This window comes from Alteromonas australica (assembly GCF_000730385.1).
Lineage (GTDB): Bacteria > Pseudomonadota > Gammaproteobacteria > Enterobacterales > Alteromonadaceae > Alteromonas > Alteromonas australica.
Genome location: NZ_CP008849.1, coordinates 3,716,028 through 3,731,700, shown reverse-complemented (window position 1 = coordinate 3,731,700; position 15,673 = coordinate 3,716,028). Strand labels below are relative to the sequence as shown.

The 15,673-nt window shown below is 42.2% G+C and carries 12 protein-coding genes; all 12 read left to right on the top strand.

The features are described 5' to 3' along the window. The first annotated feature begins 9 nt into the window (after positions 1-9). The 12 genes from EP13_RS16220 (at position 10) to EP13_RS16165 (ending at position 15,662) form a co-directional block, all read left to right on the top strand. Entirely contained in the window at positions 10-2,823 is a 2,814-nt protein-coding gene (locus EP13_RS16220; RefSeq protein WP_044058193.1) for a glycosyltransferase, read from the top strand. Between the two features lie 15 nt (positions 2,824-2,838). After that, a complete protein-coding gene (locus tag EP13_RS16215; RefSeq protein WP_044058192.1) occupies positions 2,839-4,671 on the top strand; it encodes a hypothetical protein in 1,833 nt (610 codons plus the stop codon). 55 nt (positions 4,672-4,726) lie between these two features. After that, on the top strand, positions 4,727-5,611 hold the full coding sequence (rfbA, locus tag EP13_RS16210) for a glucose-1-phosphate thymidylyltransferase RfbA (RefSeq protein WP_044058191.1): 885 nt from the start codon (positions 4,727-4,729) through the stop codon (positions 5,609-5,611). Between the two features lie 67 nt (positions 5,612-5,678). Then, a complete protein-coding gene (gene rfbC, locus EP13_RS16205; protein WP_044058190.1) occupies positions 5,679-6,224 on the top strand; it encodes a dTDP-4-dehydrorhamnose 3,5-epimerase in 546 nt (181 codons plus the stop codon). A gap of 24 nt (positions 6,225-6,248) precedes the next feature. Further along, a complete protein-coding gene (gene rfbD, locus EP13_RS16200; protein WP_044058189.1) occupies positions 6,249-7,115 on the top strand; it encodes a dTDP-4-dehydrorhamnose reductase in 867 nt (288 codons plus the stop codon). A 36-nt stretch (positions 7,116-7,151) separates the two neighbouring features. Beyond that, on the top strand, positions 7,152-8,234 hold the full coding sequence (gene rfbB, locus EP13_RS16195) for a dTDP-glucose 4,6-dehydratase (protein WP_044058188.1): 1,083 nt from the start codon (positions 7,152-7,154) through the stop codon (positions 8,232-8,234). Positions 8,235-8,346: 112 nt separating this feature from the next. Continuing rightward, positions 8,347-10,020: a glycosyltransferase family 2 protein gene (locus EP13_RS16190; RefSeq protein WP_231497882.1), complete on the top strand. Its 1,674-nt coding sequence runs from the start codon at positions 8,347-8,349 to the stop codon at positions 10,018-10,020. 165 nt (positions 10,021-10,185) lie between these two features. Next, on the top strand, positions 10,186-11,373 hold the full coding sequence (locus EP13_RS16185) for a nucleotide sugar dehydrogenase (protein ID WP_044058187.1): 1,188 nt from the start codon (positions 10,186-10,188) through the stop codon (positions 11,371-11,373). Positions 11,374-11,554: 181 nt separating this feature from the next. Next, a complete protein-coding gene (locus tag EP13_RS16180) occupies positions 11,555-12,667 on the top strand; it encodes a hypothetical protein (protein WP_156026773.1) in 1,113 nt (370 codons plus the stop codon). Further along, positions 12,661-15,177, top strand: coding sequence for a hypothetical protein (locus tag EP13_RS16175; protein WP_044058185.1), 2,517 nt, complete (start codon positions 12,661-12,663; stop codon positions 15,175-15,177). The genes EP13_RS16180 and EP13_RS16175 overlap by 7 nt, the downstream gene beginning before the upstream one ends. Beyond that, positions 15,174-15,359, top strand: a complete 186-nt coding sequence (locus EP13_RS16170) for a hypothetical protein (RefSeq protein WP_044058184.1) — start codon at positions 15,174-15,176, stop codon at positions 15,357-15,359. The genes EP13_RS16175 and EP13_RS16170 overlap by 4 nt, the downstream gene beginning before the upstream one ends. After that, complete coding sequence (locus EP13_RS16165; protein ID WP_044058183.1) at positions 15,360-15,662, top strand: hypothetical protein; 303 nt, start codon at positions 15,360-15,362, stop codon at positions 15,660-15,662. The last annotated feature ends 11 nt before the right edge of the window (positions 15,663-15,673 follow it).

Sequence of the window (15,673 nt, the reverse complement as noted above, 5' to 3'; positions counted from 1 at the left end):
AGCTTTGAAATGAATGTAAAATATTTTGATGTTGAATGGTACCTTAAAACGTACCCAGACGTTGCAGAAGCGGGTGTAGACCCGCTCATTCATTTCGAAAAATATGGAAGAAAAGAGGGGCGGATTCCCTGTAATCTGCCCGCCCTGGCGCTAGAGCGTGAATTATGGGCAAATGCATTCACTGCAGAACCTAAGCTTGCTGAGCTCGAAAGTTATGCTATAGAAAGCAATATAAACGCAGTTTATGCCAACAGAGTGCTCGTTTCCTTTTATCTTTTTTCTAAGAATACAGCCAGAGCAACCTACCATGCCAATGAGATATGGAAAAAGCTTCCAACAGCGACATCATTATTCTGCCTTGAGGAGCTATACCTTTTAAGGTTTGATTGCTATTTTCAAAGCGGTCAACTCCTAGAAGCAAAAAATTTGCTAGCTGATTCTGATTGGCCAGAAAGTACTTCGAAAAAATTGGCAGAAGAAATGGCTTTTGGCGACCAACGTCCTCTGCAAGCGCTTAACGAAGTGTACAAATCAAACGGGCTTACCATTCTCTCGAAAAGAAACACTATCCCCCCTTTTGATGCTTTATGTTCGCAGAATCCTAAGCCCTCTATCGTTAGTCAGCTAGCTCAGTATTTTTCGTCGAATAAGGTATCTATTATTGTTCCAGCTTTTAACGCTGAGAATAGCATTACTACTTGTTTGTCTTCATTGCGTCAACAAACATGGAAAAATGTTGAAATTATTGTCATTAATGATTATTCGTCAGACAACACTCAGGCAGTAGTTGAATCTATTTGTCGTAATGAACCAACAATACGTTTGATAAATAACACTAAAAATTTAGGCGCATATACGTCTAGAAATATAGGTATGAAAGCCTCTACGGGAGAATATCTAACGGTAATGGATGCCGATGATTATGCTCACCCTCAAAAAATTGAAAAGCAAGTTCTACCATTATTATTTGGGCGCAAGGTAAAAGGCACAGTATCACATTGGGTTAGGTGTGATGAGAACCTGAATTTCTCCGCTATCAGAACCGGTCGCTCTTGGGTGCACAGAAATATATCTTCACTGATGGTGAAACGTGAGGTCTGGTCGATATTAGGAGGGTGGGACGAAGTAACTGTGAATGCCGATACCGAGTTTTACGAACGGCTAAGGAATAAGTTTGGTCCTCATTCGATTAAAGAGATTTTGCCTGATGTGCCGATGTCGTTTGGTCGCACCCATTTCTCATCACTCACGCAAAACAAGCTAACGCATACGGTTACACAGTACGGCGGAGTGAGAAAACAATATATGGACTTTGCTAGAGCTTGGCATAAAAAAGCTGTCAAATTAGTTACGCCTAGCAAATTAAAATCTCGTCCGTTTCCAGTCCCTCCAATAATGTTAAAAGAAGAAGATGAATGCAACGCGAGACAATTTGCGCGCTGGAGTGATGCATTAAATGAAAAGTGGTACTTAAGCCTGTATTCAGACGTGAAAATGTTGGGTAAGGGGCTACATGAACATTTCTGGGAAACTGGAGAAACAGAGGGGCGATATCCTTCGCCCTTGTTTTGCCCAGATGCTTACAGGTATAAGTTCAACTTAAGCTCGAACGACTCCCCTACATATCATGCGTTAGTGTCTAACTGGAATTTTAGTTCGCCTGTGGAAATCACCGGAAGCAAAAAGGCCCCAAAAGAAAACAGTGTAAATGTGGCGTTATTCGGGCATTCGGTTTCTACTCATATCTTTGGTGCAGAAAGAAGCTTGCTAGATATGGCGAAAGCACTAAATAGCAGTGCAAATATTAATCTTACGATTTTTCTTCCAGCATGCACAAACCAGCAGTATATCGAAGAGTTATTAAAATACTCAGATTCCATAGTCTTTATTCCCTTGCCTTGGATGAAAAGAAATAGGGCGGTATACAGTGAGATTGTGACGTATCTAAAGCGCCGTTTCGTTTCAGATAAAGTTGATTGTGTTTATGTGAATACTATCATGTTGCTAGAACCCTTCCTTGCAGCGAAGGCAGCCAAAATTTTAAGTGTTGTGCACGTAAGAGAATTGGTAGAGTTTGACGTAGATTTAACTAATATTCTTGAGGAAACGCCAGAACAATCAAGGCGTCGCGTGTGCGAGAGTGCAGATTTCTATATAGCCAACTCAAACGAGACATCTAAGTGGTTAGCAGCCCCTCAACAGACGAAAGTTATTTACAATTGTATTGATAATTATGGCCACTCATCTAAAGCGCCTGATCCTGAAGTATTAAAAGTTTGCATGATAAGTAGCAATGTTAAGAAAAAGGGGGTTTACGACTTTTTCGAAATAGCAAAATTATGCAAACACAACCCTAAAATCCAATTCACATTATATGGGCCTTCAACGATTGATGTTAAGAAAGCATCCGAGAAATTCGGGTGTAGTAATATTAAGTTTGCTGGCTATATAGCCGACCCCTCTAGAGCATTGGCCAAGCATGATGTTGTTTTAGCGCTGTCTAATTTCAAAGAGTCTTTTGGACGTACTGTTGCAGAAGCCATGTCTATGGGGCGAGTTGTGGTAGCTTATGAGTGGGGAGCTTTAGGCGAGTTGTTAAACGAAGAGTCTGGTTGTTTGGTGGAATATAAAGATAATATTGCGGTTGTTGCTACCTTAGAGCGCCTGTTAAACAATTTAAAATTGAGAGAGATGATCCAGCAGGAAGCAGCTTTGAGAGCGAAAGCGTTATTTAGTCGTGACATGTTTAACAAAAGATTGAGCAACCACATAATTCACCTGATTAAAAACCAAAGCGTTGATAAAGTTCGGGTTACTTCCTAGGGATCCCCCATTAAAATGCAATTCATTTTTCATATAGGCCCACCTAAAACGGGCACTTCAGCAATTCAGTATTGGTGTGAAACGCACAGAGATGAATTGTTAAAGCACAATATCTACTATCCGGCACACGATGTGGATGCAAACGGAATAAGCCCTGGAAATCTTCAAAGCATCTACAGTATAGGTGAGGAAAATAACCACTTAACGCTTAATACAAAAAAACTCCAAAAACTCATTGGAGACGCAGAAGAACAAGGGGCGAATACCGTTCTGTTGTCATCCGAGTTTTTTTTTAAAAGGGTTAATGAGCTTGCCGAGCATGTTCCAGGTGCAAAGTTTATCGCTTATATTCGATTTGAATTAGAACTATTAGAGTCCAACTATAATCAGGCGGTGAAAAGGCATAAAAGGGTGGTTATATTTAAATCTCCTCAAACTCCTCGCGCAGACTCCATAAAGTTTCTATCAAGGCATATAGAGTCATTTGGCATTCAACGTTTTATTCTTCGGCCATACAGTAAAACTGTGTTTAAAAATAACAACATCGTATCTGACTTTCTGGCGCAGATACCACTTTCGGATAATGCCACGCTGTTTGTTGACTCCCGCAAAATAAACCCACGTTATTCAGCCGATGGAGTCGAGTTTAAACGTTGGCTTAATCAATATGAGCTAGGTCCTTTACAAGAAAAACTAGACATTTATTTGCAAGCACAAGGAAGCAATGCCCCCCCTTATTCCTTTATAAATAGGGACACGTTTAACTGGTTAAAAGCGGGTTATCTCGAAGAATTAGAAAATTTCTTTAAACAGCATCAAGTAGCTGATAGCGACAGGTTTATTCGTGAGTGTAGAGGTATAGAACAAGATCCAATCAGGGTGCAATATATAGATAGGCAGCGGATGTCTGCACTGATTAAAGGCTTTATTACTGAAAGCAAAGAAAATGCCCAGTTAATATTACGTTTTTACCAAGACAACCATGCAAAAGCTAGGTCCTGGTTGGATAAAGCAAAAATGCAGCTTTTGTACGCACACCTACCTTTAGCATTAAAGGTTAAAGCGAAGCTTTCGGAGAATGGCGGAGGGATTACCTCTGTAGTTTCCGAGGCTTTAAGAAACTCTTTTGAACGACAAAAAACGACGGCCGTTCATGCAGGGCAGAAGGTACAGAAACGCTGGGCGAATTCACCTTCTAGAGATGTTTACCCAAGTGTAGAAGTGGTCTCACATCATATTCCCAATACTTCAGGTAAAGCGTTTGCATTGGCGCTTTCAAAAGTGTATCGAGGGTCTGATTTATTCAATGCTTATTCAGCCCCAGAGGCGAAAGCGCTAAAAAATGGTCAAAGTATTTGGTTGCCTAGTGGTACCCGTATTGTGCACGGGCACTTTCCATTCCACGAAAACCAGCTAAAGATTTTTCCGAATGCAGTGCATATTTGCTGGGTTCGCGATCCCATTGAAAGGCTATGGTTGCACTTCAATCATACCTTAAACTTTCAGCAGCCCTATCATTTACATTGTCAGCTTCTCGCGTTGGCGAAACAGAATGGACTCTCAACGCTAGAAGATCTGTTTGACGAATTCATGAAGGTAGATCAGTTTTCCTCAATAAAAAATACTTATCAAGCCTTCCTTACCCCTAAAGGTATTGATAAATTTGCCTTTATTGGGTCTATTCATAAGTATCCGAGTGAACTAGAAAGGCTAGGGGAATTGTTAGGAAAGCAATTTCCCGCCAATTATGAAGAATATGGTGCGCCGGAAATAGAGAACGCTGTGAGCTATGAAAAAAACAAAGTATTGATTAAGAATGAATACAAATTTATCACTGATTATTTGTGAAAAATTGGTACGATAAAGGAATCACCCAATAAGTTAAGCTAACACGAGAAAGGCAATGAGTAGAAAGGGAATTATCTTGGCTGGTGGCACAGGCACGCGTTTGCACCCGCTGACGAAAGTAGTTAGTAAACAATTAATGCCGGTTTATGATAAGCCGATGATTTTTTATCCGCTTACCACTTTAATGATGTCGGGTATCCGTGATGTACTTATTATAACCACCCCAGATGAACAGCAACGTTTTATCGACCTTATTGGCGACGGCTCTGCATTAGGGATGAATATTCAGTATGCTGTTCAACCTTCACCCGATGGTTTGGCGCAAGCGTTCCTGATTGGCGAACAGTTCATTGGAAACGATAGTTGCTCTCTTGTTCTAGGTGATAATATTTATTACGGACATGATTTAAAACTTTCACTCCAAAACGCATATAAACAAGAACATGGTGCCACGGTATTTGGTTATCACGTGAACGACCCAGAACGCTATGGAGTAGTAGAATTTGATGACGAATGGAAGGCGCTTTCTATTGAAGAAAAGCCTGCCGTGCCGAAGTCAAACTACGCGGTAACCGGTTTGTACTATTACGATAATCGTGTGGTTGACTTTGCAAAAGAAGTAAAGCCGTCTCACCGTGGTGAGCTTGAAATAACCGACCTTAACAACTTGTATTTGGAAGATGGTAGTTTGAAGGTGGAGTTAATGGGGCGTGGTTCTGCTTGGTTAGATACGGGTACACTCGACTCTTTATTAGACGCAGCCAATTTTGTTGCGGCCATTGAGAAGCGTCAAGGCTTGAAGGTGTGCTGCCCTGAAGAAGTGGCCTATCGAATGGGCTACATTGATGCTCACCAACTTGAAAAGCTTGCTGCCCCCCTTAAGAAAAGTGGGTACGGCGATTATTTGCTAAAAGTAATCAGCGATAGAGTGAAAAATTAAATAGATAAAGATAAGCAAGAAGGTGGCAGTAGCCACCTTCTTGCTTATGTGAATATATGGAACGCACATGCAAGTCATTAAAACAGATATCCCAGACGTAAAAATTATTGAACCGAAAGTGTTCGGCGACGAGCGTGGTTTTTTTCTAGAAACCTTTCGTACAGATTGGTTTAAACAGGAATGCGCAGAGGTAGACTTTGTACAAGACAACCACTCTAAGTCGCGTCAAGGTATTCTGCGTGGGCTGCATTATCAGTTACAACAAACACAAGGTAAGCTAGTTCGCGTGGTTAGCGGTGAAGTTTACGATGTAGCCGTAGATATGCGTAAAGATTCATCTACCTATGGAAAATGGGTAGGGGTTACCTTGTCTGCTGAAAACAAGCGCCAACTTTGGGTGCCAGCGGGTTTTGCCCATGGTTTCTACGTTACCAGTGAATCGGCTGAGTTCGTGTATAAGTGTACCGACTATTACCACCCTGAGTCTGAGATATCAGTAAAGTATGATGACCCTACTTTGAATATCGACTGGCCGTTAGTGAAGGGTGAAAAGCCTTCTCTATCTGGCAAAGACGAAGCGGGTTTGGCCTTTGTCGATGCGCCAACGATTTAATAAGCAGGGATTAAAGGAATAACAATGAAAATTGTCGTTATTGGTAATGCAGGGCAGTTGTCTTACGAACTAGTGCGTATTCTGGGTGAAGATACGATTTGTCTTGGGCCAGAAGATACGGATATCACCAAATTAGATGTGCTATCAGAAACGCTGGCTCAATTAGCACCTGATGTCATCATCAATGCAGCTGCCTACACAGCGGTAGATAAAGCGGAAGAAGACCAAGCCTTATGCCATGCTATTAACGCCGCTGCGGTTGAAAACTTAGCCAAGTACTGCAAGCAAGCCGGCGCGTTTTTGGTTCATGTGTCTACCGACTATGTCTTCAATGGTCATAAGGGCTCACCGTACCTACCTAACGACCCCATAGAGCCACAAGGCGTGTATGGCAAAACCAAAGCGGATGGCGAAAAGGCGTTACTCGACATATTGCCTGAAGCAAGTTGCTTAATTCGTACCGCGTGGGTGTACTCCGCTCATGGTAATAACTTTGTAAAAACCATGCTTAAGTTAATGGCAGATAAACCTCAGCTTACCGTGATAGACGACCAAATTGGTACGCCAACCTGGGCGAAAGGGTTGGCCGACGCGTGTGTTAGTGCCGCCCAAAACAAAACAGTAGGTGTGTATCACTGGACCGATGAAGGCGTGGCCAGTTGGTACGACTTTGCACTCGCCATTCAAGAGCTAGGGCTCGAAAAAGGCTTTTTAGACAGTGCAATTCCTGTATTGCCTATTCCAAGTAGCCAATACCCAACTCCGGCTAAACGCCCTCACTACAGTGTGCTAGATAAAACGTCAGCAAGAGAAGCGTTTGCAACATGCAACCCAACCCATTGGCGCAAACAGTTGTCGGCCATGATGGACGAGCTTAAAGCGGCGCAATAAGCCGCAACACACAAATTCAAGTTTGGTAAATAAAACATGAGTAAAACAATTTTAGTCACAGGTGGCGCAGGGTTTATTGGCTCAGCGGTGGTACGCCATTTAATTAACGATACCGACCACACAGTCGTCAACCTAGATAAGCTAACCTACGCGGGCAATTTGGAGTCACTAACGTCGGTTTCAAGCAGCGAACGTTACAGCTTTGAGCAAGTGGATATTTGCGATGCTGACGAAGTGAAGCGCGTGTTTAATACCCATCAGCCCGATATTATTATGCATTTGGCCGCGGAATCTCATGTAGACCGTTCAATTGATGGCCCAGGTGAATTCATTCAAACCAACGTAGTGGGTACTTACACCTTGCTTGAACAAGCAAGAGCCTATTGGTCTGCACTTGAAGGCGAAAAGAAAGCCGCCTTTAAATTTCATCATATTTCTACCGATGAAGTATACGGCGACCTTCCTCATCCCGATGAAGTAGAGCCGGGTACTGAGTTGCCGTTGTTCACGGAAACAACACCGTATGCGCCAAGTTCCCCTTATTCAGCCAGTAAAGCCAGTTCAGATCAGCTAGTTCGTTCGTGGCTTCGCACGTACAAGTTGCCCACGCTTGTAACTAATTGTTCTAACAATTACGGCCCGTACCATTTCCCAGAAAAGTTAATTCCGCTGGTTATTCTAAATGCGTTAGCCGGTAAGCTTCTTCCGGTATATGGCAAAGGTAACCAAATTCGAGATTGGTTGTATGTGGAAGACCATGCCCGCGCTTTAGTTGTGGTTGCGCTAAACGGTGAAATTGGCGAAACCTACAACATTGGTGGGCACAACGAAAAACAAAATATTGAGGTGGTGCAAACTATTTGCGCTATTTTAGATGACGTTAAGCCTAAAGAAGGCAAGTATGCTGAGCAAATTACTTACGTACAAGATCGTCCTGGCCACGATATGCGCTATGCTATTGATGCAAGCAAGATAGAACGGGAACTTGGATGGAAGCCCCAAGAAACCTTCGAAAGTGGAATTCGCAAAACCGTTGAATGGTATTTAAATAACGAAGGCTGGTGGAAAGCGGTTCTTGATGGAAGTTACCAAGGCGAGCGTTTAGGTACGGGAAACTAGTAACCTAACCCTAAACAGATAAATCTATGGTGTGATACACTAAAAAACCGTTTTGAATAAAAACGGTTTTTTTATTTTACTCGCGATTACTCCGTCAATGAAAAAAATACTTATGCGCTCAGTTAGAGCTGCACTCCAATTAATACCTAGCTCGATGAAAAGCAGGCTAAAGCGCAGTGAAAAGCTCACAACTTTTTATGTTACATCGGTAAGAAAGGCAGGGTTGTTTTTCGATGCCCCCACAACAAAGCAAACCCAAGCTCTTTACACGCAGTGGTTGAGTTTTAAACGTGATGTTCTGGTTAGTGAAAAAAAGGCTCGATTATGGCAAGCCGTTATATTTGGCGCTGGACAAGTTGAACATACGATTGAAAGCGTTAAAAACGCAGGAGCCACGAAATATTTCGTGCTTTCTAATCATTCGTCTGGCTTTGCGCAATTATTAGAAGACGAACACTTCGATAGCACTGTACCAGTTTTGTTTTTAGCCAGTGGAAGCGCGTTAGCGCCGCATGCAGTAGAGCACTTTTTAAGTGCCATCGCTAATCGAGATGTGGGGGTTATTTATTGTGATACCGATGAGATTGATTCAACCGGTACTCGAAGTAAGCCGAAGTTTTTCCCTGATTGGAATCCCGATTTACACTTTTCTACTGCCTATGTTCAATCAGGTGTTATGTTTGATACTTCATTGCTTAAACATGACTTTCTATTTGAGACTAAATCAGCAGCACAGTTATTAGCAAAGCTTGCAACAATACATTCGAATTTAAGCGTGTATCACATCCCACTTCCGCTTATACACGTTTGTAGAGAAGAAAGTGAAATACTAGAAGAGTTAGCGCTGGTAAAAAAAGAGGTAAGCCATCAGGCTTGCGTACAGGTTACTTGTGATGGTGCGTTCAAACTAAACAAGCTATTGTGGGAAAACACAAACCCTTTAGTTAGTCTTATCATTCCTACTAAGAATGGCAAAGCGCTAGTGCAAGCATGTATCGAATCTATTAGAAACAAAACCAGTTACAGTAACTATGAAATCATTTTGATCGACAATGCCTCTGATGATCCCGAAAGTATTTCATATTTTGAAGAATTGGATAAGTTACCAGACGTTAGGGTGCTCAAATATCCGCAGCCGTTCAATTATTCTGCAATTAATAATTTTGGTGTTGAACACGCAAAGGGAAGCCTTGTTGCGCTAATAAATAATGACATAGAAGTTATTGCGCCAGAATGGCTAACTTATATGGTAGGACATGCTCAGCGCGAAAATGTAGGTTGCGTTGGTGCAAAATTAATTTACTCAGATACGCGTATTCAACATGCTGGTGTTGTTCTAGGTTACGGTGGTGGAGCGGGGCATGCTCACAAGAACTTTCCTCGGCTTCACACGGGGTATCTTAATAGAATTAATGCAACGTCAAATTACAGTGCGGTAACAGCAGCTTGTTTAGTTGTTAAAAAAACACACTTTAATACAGTAAATGGTCTTAATGAAGATTTAGCGGTAGCATTTAACGATGTAGACTTCTGTTTACGGGTGCAGGCGTTAGGAGTGAGAAACGTATATTGTGCTGAGGCCGAATTGTTTCACCATGAGTCAGTAAGTAGAGGGTTAGATATTTCACCTGAGAAGGCGGCAAGATTTAATAAAGAACTTGCTTATTTGAAAACTACATGGTCACATATTATTGAAAGGGATCCTGCCTACAGCCCAAATTTAACGCTTAAACGTGAAAATTTTTCTATAAAAACAAAAGAAGAGTTAATGAAAGAGCGTGGTTGAATAATAATAGTTTAAGAAGTCAGTAAGCTGAAATACAATACGTTAAACATTAGAATGAAATCTATAACGATTGCCGTATTCAAGAGTGTTGGGTAAGTTTAATTACGCTTAAAAGTTAACCTACGCAAATGGTTTTTAAATTTGTATTAATTGGAGAATATTTAAATGGAGAGTGCATTGCCAAAGCTTAAAATAGCCGTAGCAGGTACAGGTTATGTGGGGCTTTCAAATGCTGTGCTACTTGCGCAACACAATGAAGTCAAAGCAGTAGACTTGGTAGCAGAAAAAGTCGACATGCTAAATAATAAGAAATCGCCAATTGAAGACAAAGAGATTTCTGAATACCTAACGACTAAAGCGCTTAACCTAGAAGCAACACTTGATGCTGAAATTGCATACAAAGACGCTGACTATGTAGTCATTGCTACTCCAACCGATTACGACCCACAAACTAATTACTTTAATACTGGCAGTGTCGACGCGGTCATTAAAACCGTAATGAGCATTAACCCCAATGCGGTGATGATCATTAAATCAACGGTACCAGTGGGTTTCACAAAAGAAGCCAAAGCGCGTCATGGTTCAGAAAATATTATTTTTTCGCCTGAGTTCTTACGCGAAGGCAAAGCCTTGTACGACAACCTTTACCCTAGCCGTATTGTTATTGGGGAGAAAAGTGAGCGTGCAGAAGTGTTTGCCAAATTGCTTCAGCAAGGTGCGATAAAAGAAGACATTAATGTTTTGTTCACCGACAGTACTGAAGCCGAAGCCATTAAGTTATTCGCTAACACGTATTTGGCGATGCGAGTGGCCTACTTTAACGAGTTAGACAGCTACGCAGAGCGTAATGGGTTAGATACAAAGCAAATTATTGAAGGCGTAGGGCTAGACCCTCGTATTGGCAGTCACTACAACAATCCTAGCTTTGGCTATGGGGGGTATTGCCTGCCTAAAGATACCAAGCAGCTTTTAGCTAACTACAGTGAAGTGCCTAACAATATGATTCAGGCTATCGTAGATGCTAACCGTACCCGTAAAGATTTTATTGCCGATTCTATCGTTAGCCGTAACCCTAAAATTGTGGGTGTGTATCGCTTAATTATGAAGTCAGGGTCGGATAACTTCCGTGCTAGTGCTATTCAAGGCATTATGAAGCGCATTAAAGCGAAGGGTATTGAAGTTGTAGTGTACGAGCCGGTTCTCGAAGAAGACGAGTTTTTCCGTTCACGGGTAGTTAACGATTTAGAAGAGTTTAAGAAAATCTCTGACGTGATTGTAGCTAACCGAGTACTTCCTGATATTGAAGATGTGATTGATAAGGTATATAGCCGCGATTTATTTGGGGCTGACTAAGCACCGTCATCACTAAAGAGTATAAAAACCGAGCTTAGCGCTCGGTTTTTTGTTTGTATAGAATTACTTAACGAATAAAAAGTTTGAAAATTAAACCTTTACTGATTATCTTTACCCTCAGAATAAAATAAAACGGCATGCAGCTAAAAAAGCCTGTTTAACAAAGGTGGCGAGTTAGCATGTGAAGTACGTATTACCTTGGAATGTTAAAATGGACTTTATGCATAAAGCGCGCACGCGTTTGGCTTTGGTTGTGTCTTTACTGTCCCTTGCAGCTTGCGGTGTTAGCCCCACAGAACCTGAAACCTACTACAAACCTGCTAACACTTATAGTTCACTCCCTGCTCACGCAGACACTCAGCATGTTAGCGAATCTATGTTAAGTGCGCTTAGAGAGCGAAATCTCACAGCGACCACAGGGTTCCATGTGTTGCCATACCGCAGTGGGCGCTGTAAAGCATCTTTACTGTACAGTGTTACGCCGGCCAATATGTCAGGGCTATTTTTAAACGGTAAAGATCTCTTTTCCGGCGCTTATTTAGTGCTTTCCTATAACGATGGCGACTGGGAGTTAACGAATTCTCGCAGCCGTACCAGTACTATTAAATCGATAAGCGCAGAAGATGCCATTGAAGATAACCTTGAAGCGCTGCGTCAGTACGAATTGTACGTGCGCCTAAGCGGCAACTTAGATGAAGATGCGCTAGAAGATTTAACCGAAATATTTGTTGAGTATGGCATGACTATGCCAGCGGTTATCGTAGCGAACAGCCGTTATCATAAGCTCATTAAGCAAAGCGCACTGTCTTCGAGTCGTTTGTATTTTGATGCGCCAGCGGCCATTGAAGGCGCGTCGTTTATTGCCTCAACGCCTCAGCAAAATGATGTCGACCTTATTTATAGTTATTCAGGCAGTAGCGCTTCCGATAATACACTACAGTTAAAAAACGTCATTTTAGAAAGTAACTTCAACAAGGCATGTAATGCAAAAGGCACTTTCGTATCACAGCCCAAGCTTAACTTGTTAGCCAAAAAGCGCTTTAGTGATGAAGAGTTGGTGTTGGGATTGCCAGCTGATGCCGACTTTAATCAACTGCCTGTTCAGCACAAGCTTATTGCACAAGGAAAATACCTAAATTGGTTGGGGGAGAACAAGGCATATACCCTTTCGGAAAAAAACAAAGACAAGTGCCTAGAAAAGAATGCGACCCAAGATGTACTTGCACGCTGCGCAGCAAGAAAACGTGATGCCGATTCAGTTATGCAGGATGAAAAGGTGGTGTTTGGATGGTAGTGCGCAACGCTAAAGCCATACTTTTACTGGCTTTTTTCTTTATTTATTTTGGTTTAGAGCTGAGTTTTAATTTACTGCTGGTGGATGTGTATTCGCTACCGCTAGAAGATTTGTTTGGCGATAAACATCATCATGCTGCGCGTTTAGAGTTGTTTGGCCGTATGCTCTCTGGCTTTGGTCTTTCACTGGCCATTGTCTCTTTTGTGCCTGTTCAAAAATTGCTTTTTTGGAAAAAAGAGCAGGCTTCATCGTTGCCGGGTAAGCAAAGCTTGGTGGTGAAAGGCCTTGCCTTTTTACTGCTTTGGGTGGCATTGGTGCCCTCATTAAGACTGTTTGTGGATGGCTGGGCGCACGCAACTTCTAGTGACGCAAAGTTAAGTGCTGTACGGGCAATTGCTTATCGAGAAGCTTATCTAAACGATTTGGTAGAAATTGACAGGTTCGACGAGTTTAATGCCATTGCCAGTGATGAAGCCCGTCGTGATTTGGTGATAGCGTTGCTGCCTTCATTGGCTTTCTCCTCAACAGGGTTTAATGCCTTAATTGAACGTAATGTCGAGGCCATGGCCGACACCCTATTAAGTAACAGGCAAAAATCCCAATTCGCCAAAGAAGGGTTGCCCAGGCTTCGTGAGTTTGATGCGCTATACCAAAGCGAACTTCGTTTATACATGAATGCGCAAAAAAAGCGCCAACAAGCCCTCAGTGCATTAAACGATATTGATACCCTTGAGGCGGAAACCGCCGCTCATGTGGATGCCATATACCTTTATTTAGAAAATAGCTGGAAGCGATATGTGACTGGCATAGATGAAACCTATAACGACATCAAGCAGTATGCCAGTAACGACAGTATTCAAGACGCGCATCGCCAGTTTAAAGATCAGTACCGTGACGATTGCAAATCTCAGGTGTGTAAAGACAACGTGAAAGTTCGCCACGCAAACTGGCTAAATGAGCTCGATATTCCCATGATGTATGTCACGCCCGACGATATATTGTTTACCCTTTACGGCACTGAGGAGCGAGTTCGTTCTATTTTGCGTAAAGGGCGAAAAAACGCCCTTAGGTATGTATATCATGTGGACGAAGATATTGAAGAGTACGAGCAATGGTTGCTGTCTCCTGGTGGGAGTGAGCATGCGCGCTTATATTTGGCTGAGCGTGGCGTGGCTTTGGCTGAGCATTGGCAATTGCAGAACACCAGTGCCATCTTCAGGGCGGTTACTCAAAAATATCAAAGCCAGGTAGACAAAGTTTGGCCCGAATACTTGCAAGGGTCTCAGTTTAAAGTTCAAAATTCGACTATGGGCCAATACGATTTCTCACTGCTTCCCATCGTTGAAAAGAAAGCAAGAAGCATAATGGGGCGCTTCTATTTAACCAACTTCACGCCGGGTGAATCGGAAAGTGCCTATTTGCAACGTTGGTTGAAGTCGCAAGACAATATTTCGTTTATCCGCATGTTATCCAGTACAGCCGCTGAGGCAGCTTTCTCTAAAGGCGGTGGCTTGTATCAAATCGGTGTTGATGCGGTTAAGTTATCTATTGTGCCGCAAACCAGTATTTTGTTGAGTTTCATTGCCGTCTTCGCCCTTGCCATTAAATTTATAGTGCAACTGTTTAAGGGCTATCCTAAGTTTTACGCTGTATTTCTTATTGGTGTGATGACGATAGTACTTGTGGTGCCCACGGTAAAAAGCGTTACTGATAGCCATTCATACTCTGCCATGATGGCCAATTTTTCAGAAGAGTTTCATAAAGATGACCCTGTCAGTCGTGTAAAGATGAAGCTATTTGGCGTGGCGCTAGATTTAGAAAATGGCGTATTTACCGCTTACCGACATAATCCAGCCAAGCAGTTGGTTGCCGCGCCTTTGTTTCATTTTCAAAAGAATGAAAAGGGAGAGGTGGTGGAATCTACAGCGGTAACCAGCCTTCGGTATTATGACGATGCATTCAACACCGTATTTAGCTTTCTACCGAGTCATGTTTTTGGGTTTAGTGAGCGTGATGGTTTTAACGCCAACGTATCTTTAATTAAGCCTGATAACAGCATTGCGGCTTACATGGGCATTGAAATGGCAGGCAATGAGGTAAAGTCGGTGGCTATCCCCAATTTTCTTGCCTCTACAGATTTAGGCTTTTTAGCCGAGCAAGCCTTTATCCTAAATCATGATCCCCTCGCACTCACGCTGGATTATATTTCTAACTACGATTCTCCAGAGTATTGGGTTGAAATTGCTAACGGCCGAGCATTTCGCTCTACGCTGATTGAAAAATTAGAAGCGGTGTTGCCCGGCGTGATAGAAGGTAATACCCGCCTTAGAAAACTACTAGAAAGCCAAGTGAAAAAAGGTAAAGCAAACATTTTACTGTATCAAGCGACAGCGGGAGCGAAGTACCAATGTTTCGTTATGCCTACGCTGACGTCAACAGACTTAGCCAATGCCCTGCTAAGTAATCAAGTCAATTACGAAAAAATAGAAGATTGTTGGATTGAAATATGATGAGTAAATTGAAAACTTGGGCGTTTCGTCAGTTAAGCGAAAAAACGCTGCCCATTATTTTACTGGTATTGGTGGCAAGTGCATCGGCGTATTTTAGCCAACAACAAGAACAGCAATTGGCTGAAAGCTTAAAAACATTAGAAAGAATTAAAATAAAGTTGTCGTTAATGGGGGACGAGTAAATGTCTGAAGATAACAAAAAATCATGGTTTTCATTTGAGGTAAATATCCCGGTATTGCTGGGGTTCGTGGTAGCACTTTATTTTATGTATTCAGGCCACGTAGCCACTATGGAAAATGCAGAAAAAACGTCGGCACTGCTATCCAAATATGAAACCTTGCTAGACAACGCCATTGCCAACGACCCCAATGTGCTGAAAACCTACAAAGCAAATATGAAAAAAGTAGAGCAGTCTATGTCGCCTGAAGAAAAACGACTACTGTCGTTACTGCTTAATGTTCAACAGGCTAATGGGTCACAATAAGCGTAGTTGCT

Excerpts from the sequence above, each read along its gene's own strand:
- EP13_RS16220 (WP_044058193.1), top strand. The coding sequence starts at position 10 with ATGAATGTAAAATATTTTGATGTTGAATGGTACCTTAAAACGTACCCA.
- EP13_RS16215 (WP_044058192.1), top strand. The coding sequence starts at position 2,839 with ATGCAATTCATTTTTCATATAGGCCCACCTAAAACGGGCACTTCAGCA.
- rfbA (WP_044058191.1), top strand. The coding sequence starts at position 4,727 with ATGAGTAGAAAGGGAATTATCTTGGCTGGTGGCACAGGCACGCGTTTG.
- rfbC (WP_044058190.1), top strand. The coding sequence starts at position 5,679 with ATGCAAGTCATTAAAACAGATATCCCAGACGTAAAAATTATTGAACCG.
- rfbD (WP_044058189.1), top strand. The coding sequence starts at position 6,249 with ATGAAAATTGTCGTTATTGGTAATGCAGGGCAGTTGTCTTACGAACTA.
- rfbB (WP_044058188.1), top strand. The coding sequence starts at position 7,152 with ATGAGTAAAACAATTTTAGTCACAGGTGGCGCAGGGTTTATTGGCTCA.
- EP13_RS16190 (WP_231497882.1), top strand. The coding sequence starts at position 8,347 with ATGCGCTCAGTTAGAGCTGCACTCCAATTAATACCTAGCTCGATGAAA.
- EP13_RS16185 (WP_044058187.1), top strand. The coding sequence starts at position 10,186 with ATGGAGAGTGCATTGCCAAAGCTTAAAATAGCCGTAGCAGGTACAGGT.
- EP13_RS16175 (WP_044058185.1), top strand. The coding sequence starts at position 12,661 with ATGGTAGTGCGCAACGCTAAAGCCATACTTTTACTGGCTTTTTTCTTT.
- EP13_RS16170 (WP_044058184.1), top strand. The coding sequence starts at position 15,174 with ATGATGAGTAAATTGAAAACTTGGGCGTTTCGTCAGTTAAGCGAAAAA.
- EP13_RS16165 (WP_044058183.1), top strand. The coding sequence starts at position 15,360 with ATGTCTGAAGATAACAAAAAATCATGGTTTTCATTTGAGGTAAATATC.